23 protein-coding genes are annotated in these 21481 nt (G+C 70.2%); 9 read left to right on the forward strand and 14 right to left on the reverse strand.

What is annotated here, in order from left to right:
• Positions 1-32: 32 nt before the first annotated feature.
• On the reverse strand, positions 33-1175 hold the full coding sequence (locus M4I32_RS05630) for an AI-2E family transporter (RefSeq protein WP_319033490.1): 1143 nt from the start codon (positions 1173-1175) through the stop codon (positions 33-35).
• A gap of 95 nt (positions 1176-1270) precedes the next feature.
• Here M4I32_RS05630 and M4I32_RS05635 point away from each other — a divergent pair, with 95 nt between their 5' ends.
• Positions 1271-1591, forward strand: a complete 321-nt coding sequence (locus M4I32_RS05635; protein ID WP_319033491.1) for a chorismate mutase — start codon at positions 1271-1273, stop codon at positions 1589-1591.
• Positions 1592-1598: 7 nt separating this feature from the next.
• On the opposite strand, the gene M4I32_RS05640 is transcribed toward M4I32_RS05635, so the two are convergent.
• The 3 genes from M4I32_RS05640 to M4I32_RS05650 are packed head-to-tail and all read right to left on the reverse strand — an operon-like array spanning position 1599 to position 3570.
• The gene (locus M4I32_RS05640) at positions 1599-2285 is read right to left on the reverse strand and encodes a hypothetical protein (protein ID WP_319033492.1); all 687 of its coding nucleotides are present in this window, start codon (positions 2283-2285) and stop codon (positions 1599-1601) included.
• Positions 2282-3199 carry an ABC transporter ATP-binding protein gene (locus M4I32_RS05645; RefSeq protein ID WP_319033493.1) on the reverse strand — a complete coding sequence of 306 codons (918 nt, stop codon included), beginning with the start codon at positions 3197-3199 and terminating at the stop codon, positions 2282-2284. The genes M4I32_RS05640 and M4I32_RS05645 overlap by 4 nt, the downstream gene beginning before the upstream one ends.
• Entirely contained in the window at positions 3199-3570 is a 372-nt protein-coding gene (locus M4I32_RS05650; protein ID WP_319033494.1) for a GntR family transcriptional regulator, read from the reverse strand. The genes M4I32_RS05645 and M4I32_RS05650 overlap by 1 nt, the downstream gene beginning before the upstream one ends.
• A 320-nt stretch (positions 3571-3890) precedes the next feature.
• Here M4I32_RS05650 and M4I32_RS05655 point away from each other — a divergent pair, with 320 nt between their 5' ends.
• From M4I32_RS05655 to M4I32_RS05675, 5 genes are all read left to right on the forward strand, one after another.
• Positions 3891-5237: a quaternary amine ABC transporter ATP-binding protein gene (locus M4I32_RS05655; protein WP_413466789.1), complete on the forward strand. Its 1347-nt coding sequence runs from the start codon at positions 3891-3893 to the stop codon at positions 5235-5237.
• Positions 5237-6160 carry a proline/glycine betaine ABC transporter permease gene (locus M4I32_RS05660; RefSeq protein WP_319033496.1) on the forward strand — a complete coding sequence of 308 codons (924 nt, stop codon included), beginning with the start codon at positions 5237-5239 and terminating at the stop codon, positions 6158-6160. Before M4I32_RS05655 ends, M4I32_RS05660 begins: the two co-directional genes overlap by 1 nt.
• A gap of 81 nt (positions 6161-6241) precedes the next feature.
• On the forward strand, positions 6242-7159 hold the full coding sequence (locus M4I32_RS05665; RefSeq protein ID WP_319033497.1) for a glycine betaine ABC transporter substrate-binding protein: 918 nt from the start codon (positions 6242-6244) through the stop codon (positions 7157-7159).
• 105 nt (positions 7160-7264) lie between these two features.
• Positions 7265-7429 carry a hypothetical protein gene (locus M4I32_RS05670; protein WP_319033498.1) on the forward strand — a complete coding sequence of 55 codons (165 nt, stop codon included), beginning with the start codon at positions 7265-7267 and terminating at the stop codon, positions 7427-7429.
• 64 nt (positions 7430-7493) lie between these two features.
• Positions 7494-8789, forward strand: a complete 1296-nt coding sequence (locus M4I32_RS05675) for an HNH endonuclease signature motif containing protein (RefSeq protein ID WP_319033499.1) — start codon at positions 7494-7496, stop codon at positions 8787-8789.
• Positions 8790-8915: 126 nt separating this feature from the next.
• Here the strand turns inward: M4I32_RS05675 and M4I32_RS05680 are convergent, their stop codons facing one another.
• The 4 genes from M4I32_RS05680 to purL all read right to left on the reverse strand — a co-directional run bounded on the left by M4I32_RS05680 (position 8916) and on the right by purL (position 12977).
• Positions 8916-9347 (reverse strand): hypothetical protein, encoded by a 432-nt coding sequence (locus M4I32_RS05680; RefSeq protein ID WP_319033500.1) that lies wholly within the window; start codon positions 9345-9347, stop codon positions 8916-8918.
• 77 nt (positions 9348-9424) lie between these two features.
• Positions 9425-10399, reverse strand: a complete 975-nt coding sequence (locus M4I32_RS05685) for a TolC family protein (protein ID WP_319033501.1) — start codon at positions 10397-10399, stop codon at positions 9425-9427.
• A 42-nt stretch (positions 10400-10441) separates the two neighbouring features.
• Positions 10442-10573, reverse strand: coding sequence for a hypothetical protein (locus tag M4I32_RS05690; RefSeq protein WP_319033502.1), 132 nt, complete (start codon positions 10571-10573; stop codon positions 10442-10444).
• A complete protein-coding gene (gene purL / locus M4I32_RS05695; protein WP_319033503.1) occupies positions 10566-12977 on the reverse strand; it encodes a phosphoribosylformylglycinamidine synthase subunit PurL in 2412 nt (803 codons plus the stop codon). The genes M4I32_RS05690 and purL overlap by 8 nt, the downstream gene beginning before the upstream one ends.
• Before the next feature lie 311 nt (positions 12978-13288).
• Between purL and M4I32_RS05700 the strand changes: the two genes are divergently transcribed.
• Both M4I32_RS05700 and M4I32_RS05705 read left to right on the forward strand, forming a co-directional pair.
• The gene (locus M4I32_RS05700) at positions 13289-13651 is read left to right on the forward strand and encodes a metalloregulator ArsR/SmtB family transcription factor (protein ID WP_319033504.1); all 363 of its coding nucleotides are present in this window, start codon (positions 13289-13291) and stop codon (positions 13649-13651) included.
• A 1-nt stretch (position 13652) separates the two neighbouring features.
• Positions 13653-14630, forward strand: a complete 978-nt coding sequence (locus M4I32_RS05705) for an SRPBCC family protein (protein ID WP_319033505.1) — start codon at positions 13653-13655, stop codon at positions 14628-14630.
• Positions 14631-14652: 22 nt separating this feature from the next.
• On the opposite strand, the gene sufU is transcribed toward M4I32_RS05705, so the two are convergent.
• The 4 genes from sufU to M4I32_RS05725 form a co-directional block, all read right to left on the reverse strand.
• Positions 14653-15093, reverse strand: coding sequence for a Fe-S cluster assembly sulfur transfer protein SufU (gene sufU / locus M4I32_RS05710; RefSeq protein ID WP_319033506.1), 441 nt, complete (start codon positions 15091-15093; stop codon positions 14653-14655).
• Positions 15093-16367, reverse strand: a complete 1275-nt coding sequence (locus tag M4I32_RS05715) for a SufS family cysteine desulfurase (RefSeq protein ID WP_319033507.1) — start codon at positions 16365-16367, stop codon at positions 15093-15095. The genes sufU and M4I32_RS05715 overlap by 1 nt, the downstream gene beginning before the upstream one ends.
• Entirely contained in the window at positions 16364-17617 is a 1254-nt protein-coding gene (locus tag M4I32_RS05720) for an amidohydrolase (protein WP_319033508.1), read from the reverse strand. Before M4I32_RS05720 ends, M4I32_RS05715 begins: the two co-directional genes overlap by 4 nt.
• Positions 17618-17685: 68 nt before the next feature.
• On the reverse strand, positions 17686-19374 hold the full coding sequence (locus M4I32_RS05725; protein ID WP_319033509.1) for a glycoside hydrolase family 13 protein: 1689 nt from the start codon (positions 19372-19374) through the stop codon (positions 17686-17688).
• A gap of 186 nt (positions 19375-19560) precedes the next feature.
• Here M4I32_RS05725 and M4I32_RS05730 point away from each other — a divergent pair, with 186 nt between their 5' ends.
• A complete protein-coding gene (locus M4I32_RS05730) occupies positions 19561-20100 on the forward strand; it encodes an adenine phosphoribosyltransferase (protein WP_319033510.1) in 540 nt (179 codons plus the stop codon).
• Between the two features lie 117 nt (positions 20101-20217).
• Here the strand turns inward: M4I32_RS05730 and pucL are convergent, their stop codons facing one another.
• Complete coding sequence (pucL, locus tag M4I32_RS05735) at positions 20218-21135, reverse strand: factor-independent urate hydroxylase (protein ID WP_319033511.1); 918 nt, start codon at positions 21133-21135, stop codon at positions 20218-20220.
• A 5-nt stretch (positions 21136-21140) separates the two neighbouring features.
• Positions 21141-21479, reverse strand: coding sequence for a hydroxyisourate hydrolase (gene uraH, locus M4I32_RS05740; protein ID WP_319033512.1), 339 nt, complete (start codon positions 21477-21479; stop codon positions 21141-21143).
• Positions 21480-21481: the final 2 nt, after the last annotated feature.

Raw genomic sequence — 21481 nt, forward strand, 5'->3', positions numbered from 1 at the left:
TTGGTGTGTCGAGCTCGCGCCGGCGGGTGGGCTCAGACCTTGGCGTCCTGGCGGGGCACCCAGACCTGCTTGATGATCAGCAGGATCGACGCCGAGACGGGGATCGCGACGAGCGCGCCGACAAGCCCCAGCAGCGTTCCCCCGACGAGCGCACCGATCACGACGAGGGCCCCGGGGATCTCGATGGTGCGGTTCATCACCTTGGGGGTCAGCACGTACGCCTCGATCTGCATGTAGACCAGGTACGCGGCGGCGAAGATGAGCGCCGTGATGGGGTCGGTGAACAGGGCGAGCACGCTGGCCGTCACCCAGAACAGCACCGAGCCGATGAGGGGGATCAGCGTGATGAGGAACGCGATGACGCCCATGAGGGCCGGGAACGGCAGACCGAGCACGATGTGGAGCACCGTCGCGATCACGGCGTTGCTGAACGCGAGCACGACCATGCCGATCAGGTAGCCGCCGATCGAGCTCGTGATCTGCTCGGTCATCGACTGCAGGCCGTCGCGGTTGCGTGCCGGCACCATGCGGTAGAAGCTGCGCTTCATCGACGGCAGCGACGCCAAGAAGTAGAGCGTGAGCACAAGGGTGATCACGGCCCCTGAGATCACGGTCACGATGCCGATGCCGAATTGCAGCGCTCCCCCGCCGATGGCGGCGATGTTCCCGGGATCGCTGAGGAAGGTCTCGAGATGGTTCAGCAGATCGGTCAGCGTGTCGCCGAACAGCCCCTGCAGGTAAAGGAACCAGTCAGCCTGTTCGACGCTGCTGATCAGGCCCGGGATGTCGCGCACGAACTGGGCGATCTGTGTGACGACGACGGGGATGATGGTCCAGAGGACGGCGAGCAGCACCACGGCGAACGCGAAGAACACGATCACGATCGCCCACCCCCGCTTCACGTGGTGGCGCATCAGCCACTCGACGATGGGCTCCAGCCCGAGTGCGGCGAACAGGGCCATCACGATGTAGACGATGACCGTGGCGAGGTTGCTGACCGCAAGCCCGATGACGAGCGCCGCGAGCCCCCCGAGCGTCAGCGTCAGTCCGAGGACGAACGGGTTGTCGAGACGCGCCCAGACGGGGCGCGGCCGTTCCGCGGGCTCGCGGAACGCGTGGTCCGGCGCCTCATCGTCCTGCGCGGGCGAGGGGGCGTCCTGGGGGGCGTCGCTCATGTCTCTCCTCTGTCAGCTCACACTCTATGGCTCGCCGGTCGCGCCATCCGGCATGCCGCGCGCACCTGCCGGTACCCTCGTCTGAGGGAGGAACGGTGAGCGAGAACGACGAGGCGCGGGCCGAGCTGAATCGGCTGCGCGCGAGCATCGACAACATCGACGCGGCGCTGATCTACATGCTCGCGGAGCGCTTCCGCTGCACGAAGCAGGTGGGCACGCTCAAGGCCGAGCATCGGATGCCGCCCTCCGATCCGGCGCGCGAGCTCGACCAGGTCGCGCGCCTGCAGCGCCTGGCGCGTGATGCCGATCTCGACCCGGCCTTCGCCGAGAAGTGGTTCAACTTCGTGGTCGCGGAGGTCATCCACCACCACGAGCGCGCGGCCGGCAACGGCACTGCCGACGCCGAGCGGGGCTGACGGTTCATCACGGAACCGCCCGTCGGAGCGTGACGAAGGCGGATGCCGCGAGCACCGCGACCAGCGCCAGCCCCCACACGCCGAGGCCGAGCGCCCCCTGGGCGCCGATCCATCCGATGACGCTCGGCCATGCCTGCAGGCGACCGATCAGCCACAGAAGCCCGACCAGCACGAGCCCGATCCCGACGAGGATGCTCGTCAGCCACACGCCGCCGAAGCGCTTGTAGACCGTCGCGGACCAGAATCCGACGACGAAGAAGAGCATCGCGATGACGAAGAAGAACAAGCCGGCCACGAGGGGGCCGCTCTGCCAGATCCAGTCCAGGTAGAAGAAGTAGCCGTTCATCCCCCATCCGTTCGTGAGCTGCTCGATGAGACCGCCGCAGACGAAGATCGCGGCCAGGATCGCCGCGGTGAGGGCCGCGGTGAGCAGCGTGCCCAGGAAGAACTCGCGACGGGTCACGCTCATCGCCTGGGAGAAAGGGAAGGTCAACGTGAGTGCCTGCACGCCGACGACGCCGAAGTACCACAGGGGCGCCTGCGCCCCGCCCCCGTACTTAACGGCCTCGTGCGGCACCAGCGACCAGATCAGCAGCGTCAGCACGAACGCACCGGCCAGGACGATGAGCGGGATCCAGATGTAGGTCTGGCGGTTCACGAGCTGCATGCGCACGACACCGACGGTGCGGTTCATCGGAGGGCTCCTTCATCGGTTCCCGTCGCCGGGATGGTGTCTCCCGTAGCGTGCTGGGTCATCCGCACGACCAGCTGCTGAAGTGAGACGGGTCCGATCTCGAGGCCGGAGCGCGTGAGTGCGTTCCGCTCGGACGCCGTCAACGCGCCGAGCACCGTGACCGACGCGACCCGCCCGAGGGCCTCGCGATGGATCACCTCGCGTCCCGCGGCGAAGGCGTCGACCGCGGCGGCGTCGCCGACGATGTTCGTCGCTCGGCCCCGGATCGTGTCGGTGTCGTCGTCGATCAGGATCCGGCCCCGATCGATCACGAGTACCCGCTCGATCAGGTTCGCCACCTCGTCGATCAGGTGACTCGAGAGGATGACTGTGCGCGGATGCTCGGTGTAGTCCTCGAGCAGACGGTCGTAGAAGATCTGCCGGGCGACGGCATCCAAGCCCAGGTACGGCTCGTCGAAGAAGGTGATCTCGGCGCGCGAGGCGAGTCCGATCACGACGCCGACGGCCGAGAGCTGCCCTCGCGAGAGCTTCTTGATGCGGCGCGTCAAAGGCAGCTGGAACTCATCGATGAGTCGCTCCGCAAGCTGCTGATCCCAGTTGGGAAAGAACAGCCGTGCGGTGCGGAACGCGTGGGTCGGCAGCGCGTCGTCCGGGTACTTCTGGCTCTCGCGCACGAAGCACATCCGGCGCAGTACGCGCGCGTTCTCATAGGGATGCTCACCGAAGATGCGCACGTCACCGCCGCTGGCGAAGTTCTGCGCGGTGAGGATCGACATCACCGTGGTCTTGCCCGCGCCGTTGCGGCCGAGCAGCCCGTGGATGGTGTCCTTCTGCAGCGAGAAGCTGACATCGTCGACGGCGACGGTGTCGCGATATCTCTTGGTGAGGTGTTCCACCTCGACGACCGCGGTCATCAGGGGCTCCTTTCGTTGTCGTCGTGACGGCGGAGCAGGGCCAGCACCTCGTCGAGGTCCAGGCCGATGCGCTTCGCCTCGGTGAGGAGGGGGTGGAGGTAGCGGGCGTCGAAATCCTCACGACGTTCGGTGAGGATCTGCTCGCGCGCTCCGGCGGCGACGAACATGCCGATGCCGCGACGCTTGTAGAGCACGCCGCGGTCGACCAGCATCGAGACGCCCTTGGCGGCGGTCGCCGGGTTGATGCGATAGAACGCCGCGAGTTCGTTCGTCGAGGGTGCGCGGGTCTCTTCGGGAAGCGTGCCCGCGACGATCTGCTCCTCGACGTTCTCAGCGATCTGCAGGAAGAGCGGCCTGCCCTCCTCGATCACATCGCCTCCCCGGTGCTCATTGGTTATCTACTTGACTAATTAACCAACAGGGAAGTCGTCTGTCAAGGTTTCATTTCGGTTTCGGTGTCGCCGCGCGGCGTCCATCGGCTTGACCTTCCGGTGTCGCCTCTGCTTTGGTGGTCTTTGGGCTATGCAGCCCTGACGACCAGTCCGCGTCCTCCGAGTGCCCGACCCGAACGGGTGTGGCGACGGGACGTATGGTCGGTGATCTGAACGGATGGCCCGATGTCATTCGTTGGGACGGCCCCCCTCGCGTGCGATGGTGGCGGCCGACAGTGATCGCCACCCGGACGTGACCGATGCGGCCCCATGAAGCGCAGCGGGTCGCCGAGGTACATGTTGTGACAGTTGCGCATGCGATTGAGGCGAAGAACCTCTACAAGGTCTTCGGACGAAACCCCCAAGAAGCGGTGAAGCGCCTGCAGGCGGGCGAGTCCCGCACAGATGTGGCCGATGCCGGCACCGCCGCGGTGATCGATGCCAGTTTCTCGGTCGAGCCCGGCGAGATCTTCGTCATCATGGGGCTCTCCGGGTCGGGTAAGTCCACCATCATCCGGATGCTGAACGGCCTGTTCACCACGACCTCCGGGTCGATCGAGGTGCAGGGCGAGCCCATCACCGACATTCCCGCGAACAGGCTGCGTGAGATCCGCCGCGATCGCGTGTCGATGGTCTTCCAGCACTTCGCGCTGCTGCCTCACCGCACGGTCGCCGACAACGTCGCCTACTCCCGTGAGCTGAGGGGCGAGCCTCGGGAAGAGCGCCTGGCCAAGGCCGAGGAGATCCTCGGCATGGTCGGGCTCGAGGGCTGGGGCGACAAGCTCCCGTCCGCCCTGTCGGGAGGCATGCAGCAGCGGGTCGGAATCGCCCGCGCCCTGGCCGCCGAGACCGACATCCTGCTCATGGACGAGGCGTTCAGCGCCCTCGACCCGCTCATCCGCCGCGAGATGCAGGAGCAGCTGCTGGAGCTGCAGGAGCGGCTGCAGAAGACCATCGTCTTCATCACCCACGACCTGAACGAGGCCATGCTGCTCGGCGACCGCATCGCCGTGATGCGCGATGGCCGCATCGTGCAGATCGGCACGCCCGAGGACATCCTCACCGATCCCGCCAACGACTACGTCGAGCAGTTCGTGCAGGACGTGGACCGCACCCGCGTGCTGACCGCCGCGAACGTGATGGAGCGTCCCCGCCCCACCGTGAACGAGTCGGCGGGACCTCGGACCGCGCTCAAGCAGATGCGCGAGACCTACACGTCGGCCGCTTACGTGGTCGGCCGGGACCACCGCCTGCTGGGCACGGTCAGCGACCATGACGCGGTCAAGCTCATCCGGAAGGGCGAGACCTCGCTGTCGTCCGTGTTGCGACCGGTGCCCCAGAGCGTGCGCCAGGACGAGATCCTGATGAATCTCTTCATCCCGGCCGCCGAGTCCCGCCTGCCCCTGGCCGTCGTCGATGAGAACGACCGGCTCGTCGGGGTCATTCCTCGGGTGACGCTGCTCGCGGCCCTGGCCCCCGGGCCGGGCGCGACCGGCGAGATCGCCGTGCAACAGCAGCCGGTCCCGCACGACGTGATCGACGAGATGCTTGCCGAGGAGCCGCAACAGCCCTCCTCGGGGGGCCCCGACAGTGAGGCGGTGCGCTGATGGACGGTTTTCGCATTCCCGTCGGCGAGTGGGCCGACACGGCGGTCGACTGGGTCAGAGACAACCTCGAGTGGCTGCTCGACATCATCACCTTCATCGCGGGCTGGCTCGTCGAGTCGCTGACCGAGGTCCTGGTCGTCACGCCGATCCCGGTCGCGATCGTGATCTTCGCCCTCATCGGGTGGCTCGTGCGGTCGTGGCAGCTGGCTGTCTTCACGGCACTCACTTTCCTGCTGATCGTCGCCATGGATCAGTGGGTCACGGCGATGCAGACCCTCGCGCTGGTTCTGATCGCGACGATCATCGCGGTGGCGATCTCGGTGCCACTCGGCATCTGGTCGGCGCGCAACGCGACCGTGCGGGCGATCCTCAAGCCGGTTCTGGACTTCATGCAGACGATGCCGGCGTTCGTCTATCTGATCCCCGCGATCACGTTCTTCAGCATCGGCGTCGTCCCCGGCGTCGTGGCGACGGTGATCTTCTCGCTGCCGCCCGGAGTGCGACTGACCGAGCTGGGCATCCGCGGCGTCGATTCCGAGACCGTCGAGGCCGGGCAGGCGTTCGGTGCCAAGCCGGGGCAGATCCTGCGCGGCATCCAGCTGCCGTTGGCGACACCGACGATCATGGCCGGGATCAACCAGGTCATCATGCTCGCGCTGTCGATGTCGGTCATCGCCGGTATCGCCGGTGCGGATGGACTCGGTAAGGAAGTCGTCCAGGCGATCTCGACCGTGAACGTCGCACTGGGTGTCGAGGCGGGACTCGGCGTGGTCATCCTCGCCGTCTATCTCGACCGCGTCACCGCGGCGCTCGGCAACCCCGGCGACTACCGGTCGTCGCTGCTGGGAGTCCTCTCCCGTCGGCGGGCCTCGCGCCTCAGCGAGGAGACCTCGGCGGTCGAGAAGACCCCCACACCGGCGTAGGCGGTCGCGTAAATACGGCCGGGGGCCACAGCAGCACCCGCCGGCACGAACGAAGACTTGCACACAGAGAAGGGAAGCAACATGAGAAATCGAAACCTGACAGGCATCCTGGCGCTCGGCGCCGCATCCACCCTGGTGCTCGCCGGCTGCAGCAGCGACGGCGGAGACAACGGGGATGCCGGAGGCGACGCGTCGGCGGCCGACTGCGGCACGATCACGCTCGGGTTCCTGCCCTCGTGGACGGACGGCCTCAGCACGGCGTACCTGCTGGAGAACCAGCTGGGACAGCTCGGCTTCGACGTCGAGATGGAAGAGCTCACCGAGGCCGGACCGCTCTACGCGGGCCTCGCCCAGGGCGACGTCGACATCTACCCGTCCGCATGGCCGGAGCTCACGCACGCCTCCTACATGGAGGAGTACGGCGACGACATCGAGGACCTCGGTGCGTACTACGACAACGCCAAGCTCACGCTCGCGGTGCCGGACTACGTCGACATCCAGTCGATCGAGGACCTGGCCGGCAACGCCGACATGTTCGGCGGCGAGATCATCGGCATCGAGCCCGGCGCCGGCCTGACGGCCCAGGTGCAGGACTCGGCCATCCCGGAGTACGAGCTCGGGGACGAGTACGAGCTGATCACGTCGTCGACCGCGGCGATGCTCACCGAGCTCGAGAACGCCATCGCCGACGAAGAAGACATCGTCGTGACCTCGTGGCGTCCGTTCTGGGCCAACGACGCGTACAACCTGCGCGACCTTGAGGACCCGATGGGTGCCATGGGCGAGGCTGAGGCTCTGCACTTCCTCGCGACGAGCGGATTCTCGGAGCGCTGCGCCGAGGCCGCCGAGCTCATCGAGGGCATTCAGCTCGATGACGCGCAGTACGCCGCGCTCGAGGACATGGTCGTGAACGAGTACGAAGAGGGCCAGGAAGCCGAGGCCGTCCAGGCGTGGCTCGACGAGCACCCCGACGCCTTCGACACGATCGTCACGGAGTAATCTTCCGTTCGATCGGATCCTGAGAGCGGGTCCCGGCTTCGGCCGGGGCCCGCTCTTCGTCGTGGGCGGTGTCGGCGAGGCGCGACGGCGGGCCCGGCTAGGGGCGTGCTGATCAAGAGGCTCTCGGTGCGCGAGAGCATCGCCGACAACGCCGCCGACGTTGGCGATCCCCTGCCGCCAGCGGAGAGGGTCGGCGGGCATCAAGGGCGGGGACAGATGGGCGCCCGGCTCGCGATGACAGATGAGAAAGGTTTCATGAAGAAGTTTTGACGGGTCGCCAGAAAGTGCCGTCTTTCCGGGGATGGATGTCGGTGGCCAGCCGTAGAGTTCGAACATGAATACGAAAGTCGTGGTGGGCCGCGAGGCGAGGAATGTGGACGGCGTGGATGCTGCCGCGCGGGATCTTGCGGAGCGGTATGCGGCCGCGTGTCGGGCCGAAGCGGCGGCGCAGGCCGCGGTGGCGCGGGTGCTGGCCGAGGCCGAGACCCTCGCCGAGGTACGGGTGGCGGCGCTGCCCGCTGCGGCGGCGCGGGAGGCGGAGTTGCCGGTCCGGGCGCTCGCGGCGGAGCTCGGGGCGGCGGCCAGGCAGCCCGACCGGACCGTGCAGCGGCGGATGGACGAAGCGGCGATGATCGCCCGGCATTTTGCGGCGACCCTGGACGCATGGGAACAGGGCGCGATCGCGCGAGGGCACGTGACGGCGATCGTCGACCACGGCATGCCGATCCAGGACAGCGCCGCGCGGGCAATGTTCGAGCGGGAGGCTTTGGAGCGCGCGGCGGAGACGACACCCGGGCGGTTGCGGGCGGCGCTCGGGCGGTTGTCGGAGGACCTGCAGCCCCGGTCGTTGACCGAGCGGCACCAGCAGGCGCGGGCGAAGCGGGGCACATCGGTGCAGGACCTGGAGGACGGGATGGGTGGGATCCTGATCGTCCAACCGATCACCCTTATCCGCGGCATCCAGGACCGCCTCACCGAACAGGCGAAAGAGATCAAGAACACCGACCCAGACGAACCGCGGACCCTGGATCAGATCCGCGCGGACATCGCCGCCGACACGCTCCTGACCTCCACCCCGAACATCGACACGGGGGAAGGGCTGGCCGACGGGTACGGCGGGCTCGGATCCATCACGGCCGTGGTCAACGTCACGGTCTCGGCGACCGCGCTGGCCGGGATCACCGCCGAACCCGCCGAGCTGGTGGGGCGGGCGCCGGTCGACATCGACACCGCCCGCGAGCTCGCCGGCCGGGCTCCCGGGTGGGAGCGGGTGTTGACCGACCCGATCACCGGCGGGATCCTCGCCGTCGACCGATACACCCCCTCCGCAGACATGAAACGGCACCTGCGGGTGCGGGACCAGCACTGCCGGTTCCCCGGCTGCCGGCAACCCGTCCACCGGTGCGACTTCGACCACACCCTCGACTACGCGTCAGGCGGCAGAACCGAAGTGCGGAATCTGGCGGCGCTCTGCCGACGACATCACACAGTCAAAGGCGAAACACCCTGGAAAGTGAAACAACTCGACCACGGCGTCCTGGAATGGACGTCGCCGGGCGGGCTGGTCTATATCGACACACCGCCATCGATGGTGCGCTTCACCGACCCGGAGGAACCCGCGCCGTTCTGAGTGGCGTCGTTCTGAGCCGGCGCCGTTCTGAGCGCCTCTCGCATGTGCTCCACCGCTCAGCGACCTCGTGTCCTCGGCCCGTGGTCCGTTGCAGATACGACCACGTAGCCCAAAGAAATCACTCGCCTAGGCTCGACGTCGGGCTCGTATCACGCGACCCGCGCGAGTGCCGGGAGCTGTCGGGAGGTCGGGCGAGGGTGTGGGAGAGTCGGGGCCGTCGCCGGCCTCGTGCGAGTCGGCGCCGGGGCGCTCAGCCGCCGCGAAGGCGCGCGCGTAGGCGTCGACCGCCTCGCGATAGGCGACGAGCTCGGCCCACGGCATCCACCTCACGCGGGGACCCGGTCGCAGCAGATCGGCCTCGCGCTTGGCGCGCAGAAACGCAGCGGTGAGCGGATGCCGGCCATCGCTGAGTTCGGGACGCTCGATGCGCTTGCCGACGTCGAGCTCGTACGCCAGCCAGCGCGCGGTGACCGCGTCGTGGACGGCCGTGACCTGCGCGATGTACTCGGCGGGGGTGAGGGGGGCGGCGGAATCCCGGCCCGAGCGAGGCAGGTCCATGCGGCACAGCGTACCCGCGCGGGTGCGGGCCGGGGCCGAGAGGTCCGCGGATCGGGCGTGCAGCGGAGGGAGAGCGCTCAGATCGATCCCGGCGTCTTGTCGGCTGCCGAGGAGGACCCGCCCTCACCGGATGCCGCATCCGGCTTCGTGGCGCCGGACGGATTCTGCGGTTCGGCCGGCGGAGCTTCGGGCCGATGCGCGTCCGTCCGGGGTGAACGCTTCGCCGCATGCCACAGGGCGTCGCGAGCGGATTCCGTCGCCGCCGCCGCAGCCGACACCGCCGCGGCGCGGGCATTCTCGAGCAGGTCTTCCCACGCCCCGCGCAGGTGCGGGGGAAGACCCGGGCCGGGGGTGCCGCCCGGGGGCCGCCCGGATGCTCCCGCCGCGCGCCATGCTGCCGCCTCCGCCGCATGGAACGTGGCGCCGAGCTCGGTCACGGCGGCGCGGTAGCGCGCGAACTCCTCCGGTGTCAGCGTGGGCCTGCCCGGAGGCGGTCGCAGCCACCGGGCCTTGTCGATCGACGTCAGAAGCGCGGCGGTCGCGGGCACCCGCGCGTCGCTCATCGTCGGAAAGGCGATCGCCTTCTCCGGGTCCGTCTCGTACGCCACCCAGCTTGCGAGTACCGCGTCATGCTCGGCGATGAGCCGGGGCAGGGGCAGATGCTCGTCGTCGTGCGGCATTCCCCGCAGCGTGGCACGCGCCGCCTTGACGGACAGCCGGCGACCGCGCAACGCCGTCTGGGCCGACCGCAGCTCCCGCTGCGCCTCGTCGATCGCGCGCCGCGCCTCATCGAGCTCGCCGCTCGAACCGTGCCCGCTCTGGCGGGCGCTCTTGGCAGCCAGCATCGTCGCCTGGGCGTTCTTCGCCTGCGCACGCGCCGACAGAAGCCGGGTGCGGGCGACCGTGAGCTCGTGCCGGGCGGCGGCGTACTCGAGCGTGCGTGCGCGCTGGTGGCGTGCGTAGCGGATGCCGGCGAAGGATGCGGCTCCGCCGGCGATCACGGCGGGGCCCAGCCACCAGAACTCCGCGGCGAACGCGAAGAAAGGGTCCATGCCGCCATGCTAACCACGTCCGCCGGATGACCGGCCCCGGATTCAGCCGAAGAGCAGCGAGATGACCGTGGCGCCGCCGCCGCCCAGGATGAGCGCGATGATGACGGTCCACGCCACGAAGCGCATCCGCTTCTGACGGCGCTCGCCGAGGTCGCCGTAGTCCTCGTCAGACATCGGCGCCTCCGGCGGTTGCGGCGATCGCGGCGGCCGCGGCGGCCGTCGAGCCCACCGTCGGCCCGAACGCGTCGGGCAGGGTCGTGCGCCAGGTGCGCTCGAGCTCCGAGAGTGGCACCGTGAACAGGTCCTGCACCTCGAGCGCCGGCTCGCCCGCCGGGGGGACGTCGGTGACGCCGATGCGCAGCGCGGGATAGCCGCGGCCATCGCACAGCCCGCGGAACTTCACGTCGTCCTCGCGCGGCACGGTGACGAGCACGCGGCCGGTGGACTCGGAGAACAGCGCCGCGGCGGCATCCACCCCGTCACGCTCCATGATCTCGCGCAGCCACACCCGCGCACCCACGCCGAAGCGCATGATGCCCTCGGCCAGCGCCTGGCCCAGCCCGCCGCGCGAGAGGTCGTGGGCGCTCGAGATGAGCGACTGCTGGCCGGCGGCGTGCAGCAGCGCGGCCAGCCGGCGCTCCGCGTCGAGGTCGACCCGGGGAGGACGCCCGCCGAGGTGGCCGTGGATGCGGCTCGCCCACTCCGAGCCGCTCAGCTCGGTGGCCGTGACGCCCAGCAGGTAGATGTTCTCGCCCGCATCCTGCCACCCGCTCGGGATGCGGCGCGCGACGTCGTCGATGACGCCCATCACGCCGACGACGGGGGTGGGGTAGATCGGCTGGTCGCCGGTCTGGTTGTAGAAGCTGACGTTGCCGCCCGTCACGGGGATGCCGAGCTCGCGGCACGCGTCCGCCAGACCCTCGACGGTGCGGCTGAACTGCCACATCACCTCTGGGTTCTCGGGGCTGCCGAAGTTGAGGCAGTCGGTCACCGCGGCCGGTACGGCACCGGTGACGGCGACGTTGCGGTAGGCCTCGGCCACCGCGAGCTGAGCGCCCGCGTACGGGTCGAGCTGGCAGAACCTGCCGTCGCAGTCCGTCGCGATCGTGACGCCGAGACCCGACGTCTCATCGACGCGGATCATGCCCCCGTCGTCGGGGAACGACAGCGCGGTGTTGCCCATCACGTAGTAGTCGTACTGGTCGGTGATCCACGAGGGGTCGGCCACGTTCGGGCTGCCGAGCACACGGACGAACTGCTCGCGGAGCGTCTCGGCGTCGCCGGGGCGCGGCAGGACGCCGGCCGAGTCCTCCTGCAGAGCCTCGATCCAGTCCGGGAACGCGACGGGCCGTTCGTACACCGGTCCGTCGATCGCCACGGTCGACGGGTCGACGTCGACGATGCGCTCGCCGTGCCAGTCGATGAGCAGGCGGCCGTCGCCGGTCACCTCGCCGAGGACGCTGGTCTCGACATCCCACTTGCCGGTGACGGCGAGGAAGGCGTCGAGCTTGTCGGGCGCGACGATGGCCATCATGCGCTCCTGGCTCTCGCTCATGAGGATCTCCTCGGGCGTGAGCGTGGGATCGCGCAGCAGCACGTTCTCGAGGTCGACCTTCATGCCCGAACCACCGTTGGCGGCGAGCTCGCTGGTCGCGCACGAGATGCCGGCCGCCCCCAGGTCCTGGATAGCCTCGACCAGCTCACCCCGGTACAGCTCGAGGCAGCACTCGATGAGCACCTTCTCGGCGAACGGGTCGCCGACCTGCACGGCGGGGCGCTTGGTTGGACCCGTGCTGTCGAAGGAGTCGGAGGCGAGGATCGACGCGCCGCCGATGCCGTCGCCGCCGGTGCGGGCCCCGAAGAGCACGACCTTGTTGCCGGTGCCGCTCGCGTTGGCGAGCTTGAGGTCCTCGTGACGGAGCACGCCGACCGCGAGCGCGTTGACCAGCGGGTTGCCCTGGTACACGGGGTCGAAGAAGGTCTCGCCGCCGATGTTCGGCAGGCCCAGGCAGTTGCCGTAGAACGAGATCCCGCTCACGACCCCGTGCACGACGCGGGCGGTGTCGGGGTGATCGATCGCACCGAAACGAAGCTGGTCCATGATCGCGACGGGACGGGCGCCCATCGAGATGATGTCGCGCACGATGCCGCCGACGCCGGTGGCGGCGCCCTGGAACGGCTCGATGTAGCTCGGGTGGTTGTGGCTCTCGACCTTGAAGGTCACGGCCCAGCCCTCGCCCACGTCTACGACGCCGGCGTTCTGGCCCATGCCGACCATGAGCTTCTCGCGCATCTTCTCGGTCATGCGCCGGCCGAACTCGCGCAGATAGACCTTGCTGGACTTGTAGGAGCAGTGCTCGCTCCACATCACGGAGTACATGGCCAGTTCGGAGCTGGTGGGGCGTCGGCCCAGCAGCTCGCGGATGCGGTCGTACTCGTCGGGCTTGAGGCCCAGGGTGCCGTAGGGCTGCTCCCGTTCGGGCGTCGCGGCCGCGTTCTCGACCGTGTCGGTGGCGGGTCGGGGAGAGACGGCGACGGGGCCACCGGGAGTGGGGCCATCGGGAGTGGGGCTGGTCACGTGGCTGGGCTCCAAGATCACGGGATGCCGGACCGGTTCAGTCTAGCCGGGGTGCCGTGGGCGAGCCGCCGAGGCGGTCAGGCCCCGCGCTGCCCCGTCCGCCCACGCTCCCCGTCCCGTCGGCGCCCCTCGCCTCGTTCCCTTCGGCGCCCACGCCTCCGCTGGCCGCTCGCCTGTCGGAGAACGACGCGCGCAGCGGCGCAGGAGAGCGTTTTGTGACAGGCGAGCGGGGTGGGGGCGAGCGGGGTGGGGGCGAGGGGACGGAACGAAACCCTTGACCGAGGCCGCGGGCGGGCCTAATCTACAACCAAATGGTTACATATCCTCTGTCCGACACCGAGATCGACGCGGTCTTCCACGCGCTCGCGGATGCGACGCGCCGCGACATCCTGCGTCGATCCCTCGCCCGCGAGCACTCGATCTCGTCGCTCGCCCGCGAGTACTCGATGTCGTTCCCGGCCGTGCAGAAGCACGTCTCCGTCCTGGCCGCGGCGGGGCTGATCGTCAAGCGGGCCGAGGGTCGGGAGCGCCTCGTGCGGGCCGACCCCGCCCGCATCGCGCGCGCGCGACTGCTGCTCGAGAGCTACCAGGAGATGTGGCGGGCGCGCATCGACCGCCTCGACGAGATCCTCACCACGCCTCCGCCGCCCCCGGCATCCATCGAAGGAGATTGACATGCCCGTCACCGACGTGACCACCGACCCCGAAGCCCTGACCATGACGCTCGTCGCCGAGTTCGCCGCCCCGCCCGAGCGCGTGTGGCAGGCGTTCACCCACCCCCGCGAGCTCGCGCGGTTCTGGGGCCCGCCCGGATGGCCGGCGACCTTCACCGAGTTCGACCTGAGCGTCGGCGGTCGCGTGGCGTACTACATGACGAGCCCCAAGGGGGAGCGGGCGCCGGGGGCGTGGGAGTTCCTGGCGATCGAGCAGCCGCACCGGTTCGAGGTGCTCGACAGCTTCACCGACGAACGCGGCGACCCGGTCGAGGGGCTGCCGTCGATGCGCACGACGTACGAGTTCACGGCCGTGGACGGCGGCACCCGCATGACGAACGTCACCTACTTCGCCTCGAACGAGGCGCTCGAGCAGATCGTGGCGATGGGCGCGGTCGAGGGCTCGACGATGGCGATGAACCAGCTCGACCTCGTGCTCGAGGGACTGCGCGAGTACGCACAGGGCAAGGGCACCCAGACCGAGCTGCTCAGCGACACACACGTGCGCATCACCCGGCTGATCGAGGGTCCGCGCGAGCTTGTCTGGCGCGCCCACACCGACCCCGAGCTGATGAAGAAGTGGATGCTGGGGCCGGACGGCTGGCGCATGAGCATCTGCGAGGTCGACCCGACCGCGGGGGGCCAGTACCGGTTCGAATGGGAACCGGTCGGGGACACGGAGGGCGAGGCATTCGGCTTCGACGGCGAGACCGTGCTGGTCGATCCGCCGCGACGGATGGTGACGACCGAGCACATGACGGGGACGGACTACCCCTCGACGATGAACGACCTGTCGCTCGTCGAGGAGCACGGCGTCACCCTCGTCACCGTGCTGATCGAGTACCCCGACAGAGACACCCGCGACGCGGTGCTCGCCACGGGCATGACCGAGGGCATGGAGGCCAGCTTCGCGCGGCTCGAGAGGGAGGTCATGGGCTGAGCGGGGACGCCCGCCGGTGGTGTCAGGCGCGGGCCAGCGCGTCCTCGAGCGCAACCCACGCGAGCATCGCGCACTTCACCCGCGCCGTGTACTTCGACACCCCCGAGAGGGCGGCCGCGTCGCCGAACTCCTCGACGTCGAGTTCGGCTTTGCCGCGCGAGCGCAGCACCTCGCGAAAGCGGTCGATGAGGGCGGATGCCGGGGCCACCGGCATCCCGGCCGCGAGGTCGGCGAGCATCGAGGCGCTCGCCTGCGAGATCGAGCATCCGCTGCCGTCCCATGTCACATCACGGATCGTGCCGTCGTCGGCCAGGCGCACGCGCAGCGTGATCTCGTCGCCGCATACCGGGTTGCGCTGGTGCGAGGCCGCGTGGCGGCCCTCCTCGTCGGCCAGGGGCGTGCCGTGCGGATGCTTGGAGTGATCGAGGATCAGCTGCTGGTACAGCGATTCGAGGCCGCTCATCAGGCCGCCCCGAAGAACGCGCGCACGCCCGAGACCCCGTCGAGCATGCGGTCGACGTCGTCGATCGTGTTGTAGAACGCCGCGCTCGCCCGCACGCTCGCGGTCAGCCCGAACCGGCGGTGCAGCGGCTGGGCGCAGTGGTGCCCGACTCGCACGGCGACCCCGCGCGAATCCAGCAGCTGCCCGACGTCGTGGGCGTGCACGCCCTCGACGTCGAACGTCCACAGCGCGACCCTCGCCGCGTGGTCGGTGTCGCCGAACAGTCGCACCCCGTCGATGCTGCGCAAACCGTCGCGCATGCGCTCGGCCAGCATCGCCTCGTGCGCGGCGATGGCGTCGTGGCCGATGTCGTCCAGGTACGACACGGCGGCGGCGAGCGCCACGGCCTGCGACACGGGCTGCGTGCCCGCCTCGAAGCGCTGCGGCGGCGGCAGGTAGCCCGCGGAATCCAGGGTCACCTCGGTGATCATCGATCCGCCGGTCAAGAACACCGGCAGCGCCTCGAGCACGTCGCCGCGCCCGTAGAGGCCGCCGACGGCGTAGGGGCCGAAGAGCTTGTGGCCCGAGAAGACCGCGAAGTCCACGCCGAGTGCCGGCAGGTCCAGCGGCAGATGCGGCACCGACTGGCACGCGTCGAGCACGGTGACGGCATCCACCGCGTGAGCCAGCTCGACGAGCTCGGCGACCGGATTGACGATGCCCAGCACGTTCGACACGTGCGGGAACGCCAGGATGCGGGTGCGGTGGCCGATGATGCGGGCTGCGGCGTCCATGTCGAGGGTGCCGTCGTCGAGCACCGGGATGTGCCGCAGCGTCGCGCCGGTGCGCGCCGCGAGCTCCTGCCAGGGCACGAGGTTGGCGTGGTGCTCGGCCTCGGTCACGACGATGTCGTCGCCGGCGTACAGGTTGAAGCGCTGGGCCGCGGCGCCGCCGCGCCCCGCCGAGGCGTTGCCGATCGCGTAGGCCAGCAGATTCAGACCCGCCGTTGCGCCGCCGGTCCAGACGAACGTGTCGGGCTCGGCTCCGACGAAGCGGGCGACGCTCTCGCGGGCGTCTTCGAACAGCTCGGTCGCCTCGGCGGCCAGCGTGTGGGCGCCGCGGTGCACGGCCGCATTCGCGCCCTCGAGAAAGCCGCGCTCGGCCTCGAGCACGACGCGCGGCTTCTGGCTCGTGGCCGCCGAATCGAGGTAGGCGGGCGGGATGCCGCCATCGCCGGGGGAGAAGAACGGGAAGTCCGCCCGCACGGCATCGACGTCCAGGGCTGGGGGGTTCACCTCTCCAGGCTACGCCGCACGCCTGTGCCCTGGACCGGGTCCAAGAATTCGCGCGCGGCCGCGGCGAGGGCGCTGACGCCGACCTCGATCGTCGGGCGGGGGACCGGGGCGAAGTACGGCGAGTGGTTGGTCGGGATGTCGCGCTCGAGCGTGCCGCCGGCCACCGCCGCCGCGTACGCGTGCGGGTCGATGCCGCCGAAGAACCAGAACACCAGCGGAACGCCGGCCTCACGGGCGAACCAGGAGACGTCCTCGCTGCCCGTGAACATGCCGGGATCGATCACCGTGCCCGCACCGAGAGCGCGCTCGACCGCCGCCGAGACGCGAGCGGTGGCCTCGGCGTCGTTGATCGTCGGGGGCAGCGTGTGGTCGGTGACGATGGTCGGGGGCACCTCCGCGCCGGACGCCTGCGCCTCGGCGTGCAGGATGCGCTCGACGCGGGCGAGCACGCGCTCTCGCGCCGCGTCGTCGGGGTACCTCAAGCTCAACTCGAGCCGCGCCTCGGCGGGGATGATGTTGTGCTTCAGGCCGGCGTGGATCGACCCGACGGTCACGACGGCGACATCCCGCGGGTCGGTCTCGCGCGAGACGACCGTCTGCAGGCGCATCACCGCCGCCGCCGCCATCACGACCGGGTCGATCGTGGCATGCGGGCGCGAGCCGTGGCCGCCGCGGCCGTGCATCGTGACCGTCAGGCCGTCGGATGCCGACATCTGGGTTCCCGCGCGCACGCCGATCGTGCCGACCGGCAGCGGCGTCACGTGCTGCCCGAGCACGACCTCGGGCCGGGGGAATCGCTCCAGCACGCCGTCGGCGATCATGGCCTTCGCCCCGGCCCCGAACTCCTCGGCCGGCTGCACGATCGCCACGACCGTGCCCGACCAGTCCGCGCGCTGCTCGACGAGCCGCTCCAGCGCGCCGATGAGCGCCGTGACGTGCATGTCGTGGCCGCACGCGTGCATGACCGGCACCTCGGCCCCCGATGGGGCGATGCCGTGCGCGGTGCTCGCGTAGGCGAGGCCCGTCTGCTCCTCCACGGGCAGCGCGTCCATGTCGGCGCGCAGCCACACGACGGGGCCCTCGCCGTTGCGCAGCACGCCGACCACCCCGGTGACACCGATGCCCTCCTCCACCTCGAGCCCGAGCGCCCGCAGGTGGCCGGCGGCGATCCCGGCGGTGCGCGTCTCGTGGAACGACAGCTCCGGATGCTTGTGCAGATCCGTGTAGAGGGCCTCGAGGTCGATGCTCATGGCACCGAGCCTACGGCGGCGGCGCGGATGCGGCACCCGGCGTCATCCGGGGGCATCCGCCCGTGCGCCTACCGGTTCGGGGCCAGCCACACCGCCGTGTCGGGAGGGACGAGGCCGTCCGGCAGCGGGCCGCTGGCGAGGACGACCTCGGCGTCGTCCGGCAGCGCGACCGGCGCCGTGCCGAGATTCGCGACGACCGTGGTCGCGCCGTTGGCGAAGGCCACGACGTCGTCGCCGAAGCCCTCGACCCACTCGAGCGACCCGGCCCCGAGGCCGCGTTCCCGGCGCTCGGCCAGCAGCCGCGTGTAGAGCGAGAGCGTCGAATCGGGGTCGGCCGCCTGCACGTCGCGGGCGAGCCGCGCCCACTCCGCCGGCAGGGGCAGCCAGGACTCACCCGTGTCGTTGAACCCATAGGCGAGCTCGTCGGCGGCCCACGGGATCGGCACCCGGCATCCGTCGCGGCCGTACCGCTCGCCGTGCGTGCGGAACCAGGTGGGGTCCTGGCGCGCGTCGTCGGGCAGGTCGACCACTTCGGGCAGGCCCAGCTCCTCGCCCTGGTAGAGGTAGGCCGAGCCGGGCAGCGCGAGCATGAGCGTCGTCGCGGCGCGCGCGCGGGCCAAGCCCAGCTCGAGGTCCGGCTTGTCGGGGGTCGCGGGCCCGATCCCGTGTCCCTGTGGGTGGTCCGCGGCCAGCGCCAGGCGCGAGGCGTGGCGCACGACGTCGTGGTTCGACAGCACCCACGTGCCCGGGGCGCCGACGGCGGGAAAGGCCCGCAGCGACTCGGTGATGACCTCGCGCAGGGCCGCGGCATCCCACGCCGTCTGCAGGTAGGCGAAGTTGAAGGCCTGGTGCATCTCGTCGGGACGCACCCAGAGCGCCGTCTTCTCGGGGGTCGGCAGCCAGGCTTCGGCGCAGAGGGCGCGATCGCCCGCGTACTCGCCCACCAGGTCGTGCCAGTCGCGATAGATCTCGTGCACGCCCTCCTGGCCCCAATACGGCACGTCCGCCTCGTTCCCGCCCATCGAGTCGGCCTCGGCCGGCGGGGTGTAGTCCGGCAGGCCGGGCTTCTTGATCAGCCCGTGGGCCACGTCGACGCGGAAGCCGTCGACCCCCCGGTCGAGCCAGAACCGAAGGATGCGGCGGAACTCCTCCCGCACTTCGTCGTTCGACCAGTCGAAGTCGGGCTGCGACATGTCGAACAGGTGCAGATACCACTGCCCGGGGCTGCCGTCCGGCTCGGTCACACGGGTCCAGGCGGGCCCGCCGAAGACCGACTCCCAGTTGTTGGGCGGCAGCTCGCCCTGGTCGCCACGCCCGTCGCGGAACATGTAGCGCGCGCGCTCACGGCTGCCCGGCGACGCCGTCAGCGCCCGCTGGAACCAGGCGTGCTGGTCGGAGGAGTGGTTCGGCACGAGGTCGACGATGACGCGGATGCCGCGCGCGTGCGCGCCCTCGATCATGTCGTCGAAGTCGGCGACGGTGCCGAACAGCGGGTCGACATCGCAGTAGTCGGCGACGTCGTACCCCGCATCACGCTGCGGCGACGTCATGAACGGACTCAGCCAGATCGCGTCGACCCCCAGCGAGGCCAGCTCGTCGAGGCGCCCCGTGATGCCCGGCAGGTCGCCGATGCCGTCGCCCGATGCGTCGGCGAACGACCGGGGGTAGATCTGGTAGATGACGGCGGTGCGCCACCACTCGGCACCCGGCTCGGCGTCGACGTGCAGCGCAGCCGTGTCCTCCTGCGTCGAAGTCATGAGCCCCAGGTTACTGGCAGAGCGAGGGGGCGTTCAGGGCCGGGCGGCGGGCGGCGGCGTTCGCAACTCCGGCGGATCTCCTGCGGCGGGTCGTACCACCCCCGTGATTACGCGGGCGCCGCCGCCGGCCGCGACCGTCGCGCCGGAGTTGTGCGCGAGCGGGCACCCGCGTCCCCCGCGGATAGGGTGAATCGCGCGCTTGCGCCCGACACCACCGCCCTCGCCCGCGCCGAGTCGCTGATCGGGGTGATCCCCGACTACCCCGAGCCCGGCATCCTCTTCCGCGACATCACGCCGATGCTCGCCGACGCCCGGGCCCTGCGGGCGAGTGTCGAAGCGCTGCTGGGGCCGTTCGACGGCACGTTCGACGTGGTGGCGGGTCTCGAGGCGCGCGGCTTTCTGCTCGCGGGCGCGGCCGCGACGATCGCAGGGGTCGGGCTCGTCCCGATCCGCAAGGCCGGCAAGCTGCCGCGTCCGGCGGCATCCGTCGACTACGCCCTGGAGTACGGCACGGCCACGATCGAGGCCCACGACGACCTGCCCGCCGGATGCCGCGTGCTGCTGCTCGACGATGTGCTCGCGACCGGCGGGACGCTGGCGGCCGGCCGGCGCCTGGTGCGCGAACTCGGCTGCGCCGTGGCCGGGACGGCCGTGCTGCTCGAGCTCGACGACCTCGGTGGCCGCGCGCTCGCCGGGGAGGACGTGCACGCCGTCTTCCACGCCTGAGCGCCGTGCCCGCTCGGGCACAACCGCGGCGGGGTCGACCGCCACGCCGGGGCCGGCGGGCGGAGGGCGGCGTGTCGTGCCACCCGCCCGCAGTCGTGCACGGCCGGCGAGGCGCACCTACACGAAGGACGGCACGTCGCGCCACGCGTTCGGGGCATCGGCGACGCCCTCGCGGATGACGGTGCCCTCGATCAGGCCGTACGGCCGGTCGTCGGCGATGAACACCTCGTTGGGGTTGTCGAGCCCGAAACGCGCGAGGTCGTAGACGAAGTGGTGCTTGTTCGGCATCGCGAAGCGCACCTCGGCGATCTCGGGGCGCGCGACGATCGCCGCCTTGCCCATCTCGTACAGCGTCTGCTGCAGCGCGAGCGAATGCACCGACGCGAACGTCGACAGCAGCACGCCCATGACCTCGTCGTAGAGGCCGTTGTAGTCGATGCCCGCCTCGACCGCCTCGGGCAGGAACCGCCACCGCCCGGTCACCGAGGTCGCCATGATGCGATCGTCGGTCTCGACGAGCGTCGTGTATCGGTCGCGGGGGAACCCGTGGAACTCGCTGCCGCTGGACTTCAGCACCGTCAGGTCCTTCACGCCCCCGGTGACGTGGGTCTCGCCGTCACGCTTCTGCACGGTCGCCAGCCGGGTGCCCTGGCCTTTGCGCACGAACGAGTGATCATGCTCGGCCCCGTCGACGACGATCCGCTCCCACGCGTACTGCTCGGCCTGCCACAGGCCGCCCTCGATCCAGTCGAACTCGCCGGTGAAGTGCTCGGCCAGCGTCATCAGGAACCGCTCGGGCGAGCCGACGCCGTGCTCCTTCGCGAAGGCGAAGATCGAGTTCTTCTGCGTGTCGGTCGCGACGACCGGCGAGTTGTCGCCCGTGAGATATGCGTCGGCCAGCGCCGCGCCGTACAGCTGCGACGACACACTGAGGTCCTCGATCTCGTGGCGCGCCGTGTCGCGCGTGATGCGGACGAGACGGTTCTCGGCCTTGCCGTACTTGTTGGCGCCGAGGCGCACCGATACGTCGGACATTCAGGTCAGCTCCCTCGATAGGTGGAATAGGCGAACGGGCTCAGCAGCAGCGGCACGTGGTAATGCCGGGAGGTGCCGTCGTCCCCGACCTCGACGGTGAATGTCACGGTGACGTGGGGGTAGAACGCATCCACGCCGCGCGCGGCGAAGTAGGGCCCCGTGGCGAACGTGAGCGTGTAGTCGCCGGCGTCCAGCCGCTCGGGGCCGAGGGCGGCGCGGCCGTCGTCATTCGTGGATGCGGCGGCGATCTCGCTGCCGGATGCCGTGCTCAGGCGAACGGCGACATCCGGGGCCGGGGCGCCCGTGGAGGAATCGAGGATGTGGGTGGTCAGGTGCGAGCTCATGG

This window comes from Microbacterium sp. LRZ72, from assembly GCF_033792225.1.
In the GTDB taxonomy this organism is placed as follows: domain Bacteria; phylum Actinomycetota; class Actinomycetes; order Actinomycetales; family Microbacteriaceae; genus Microbacterium.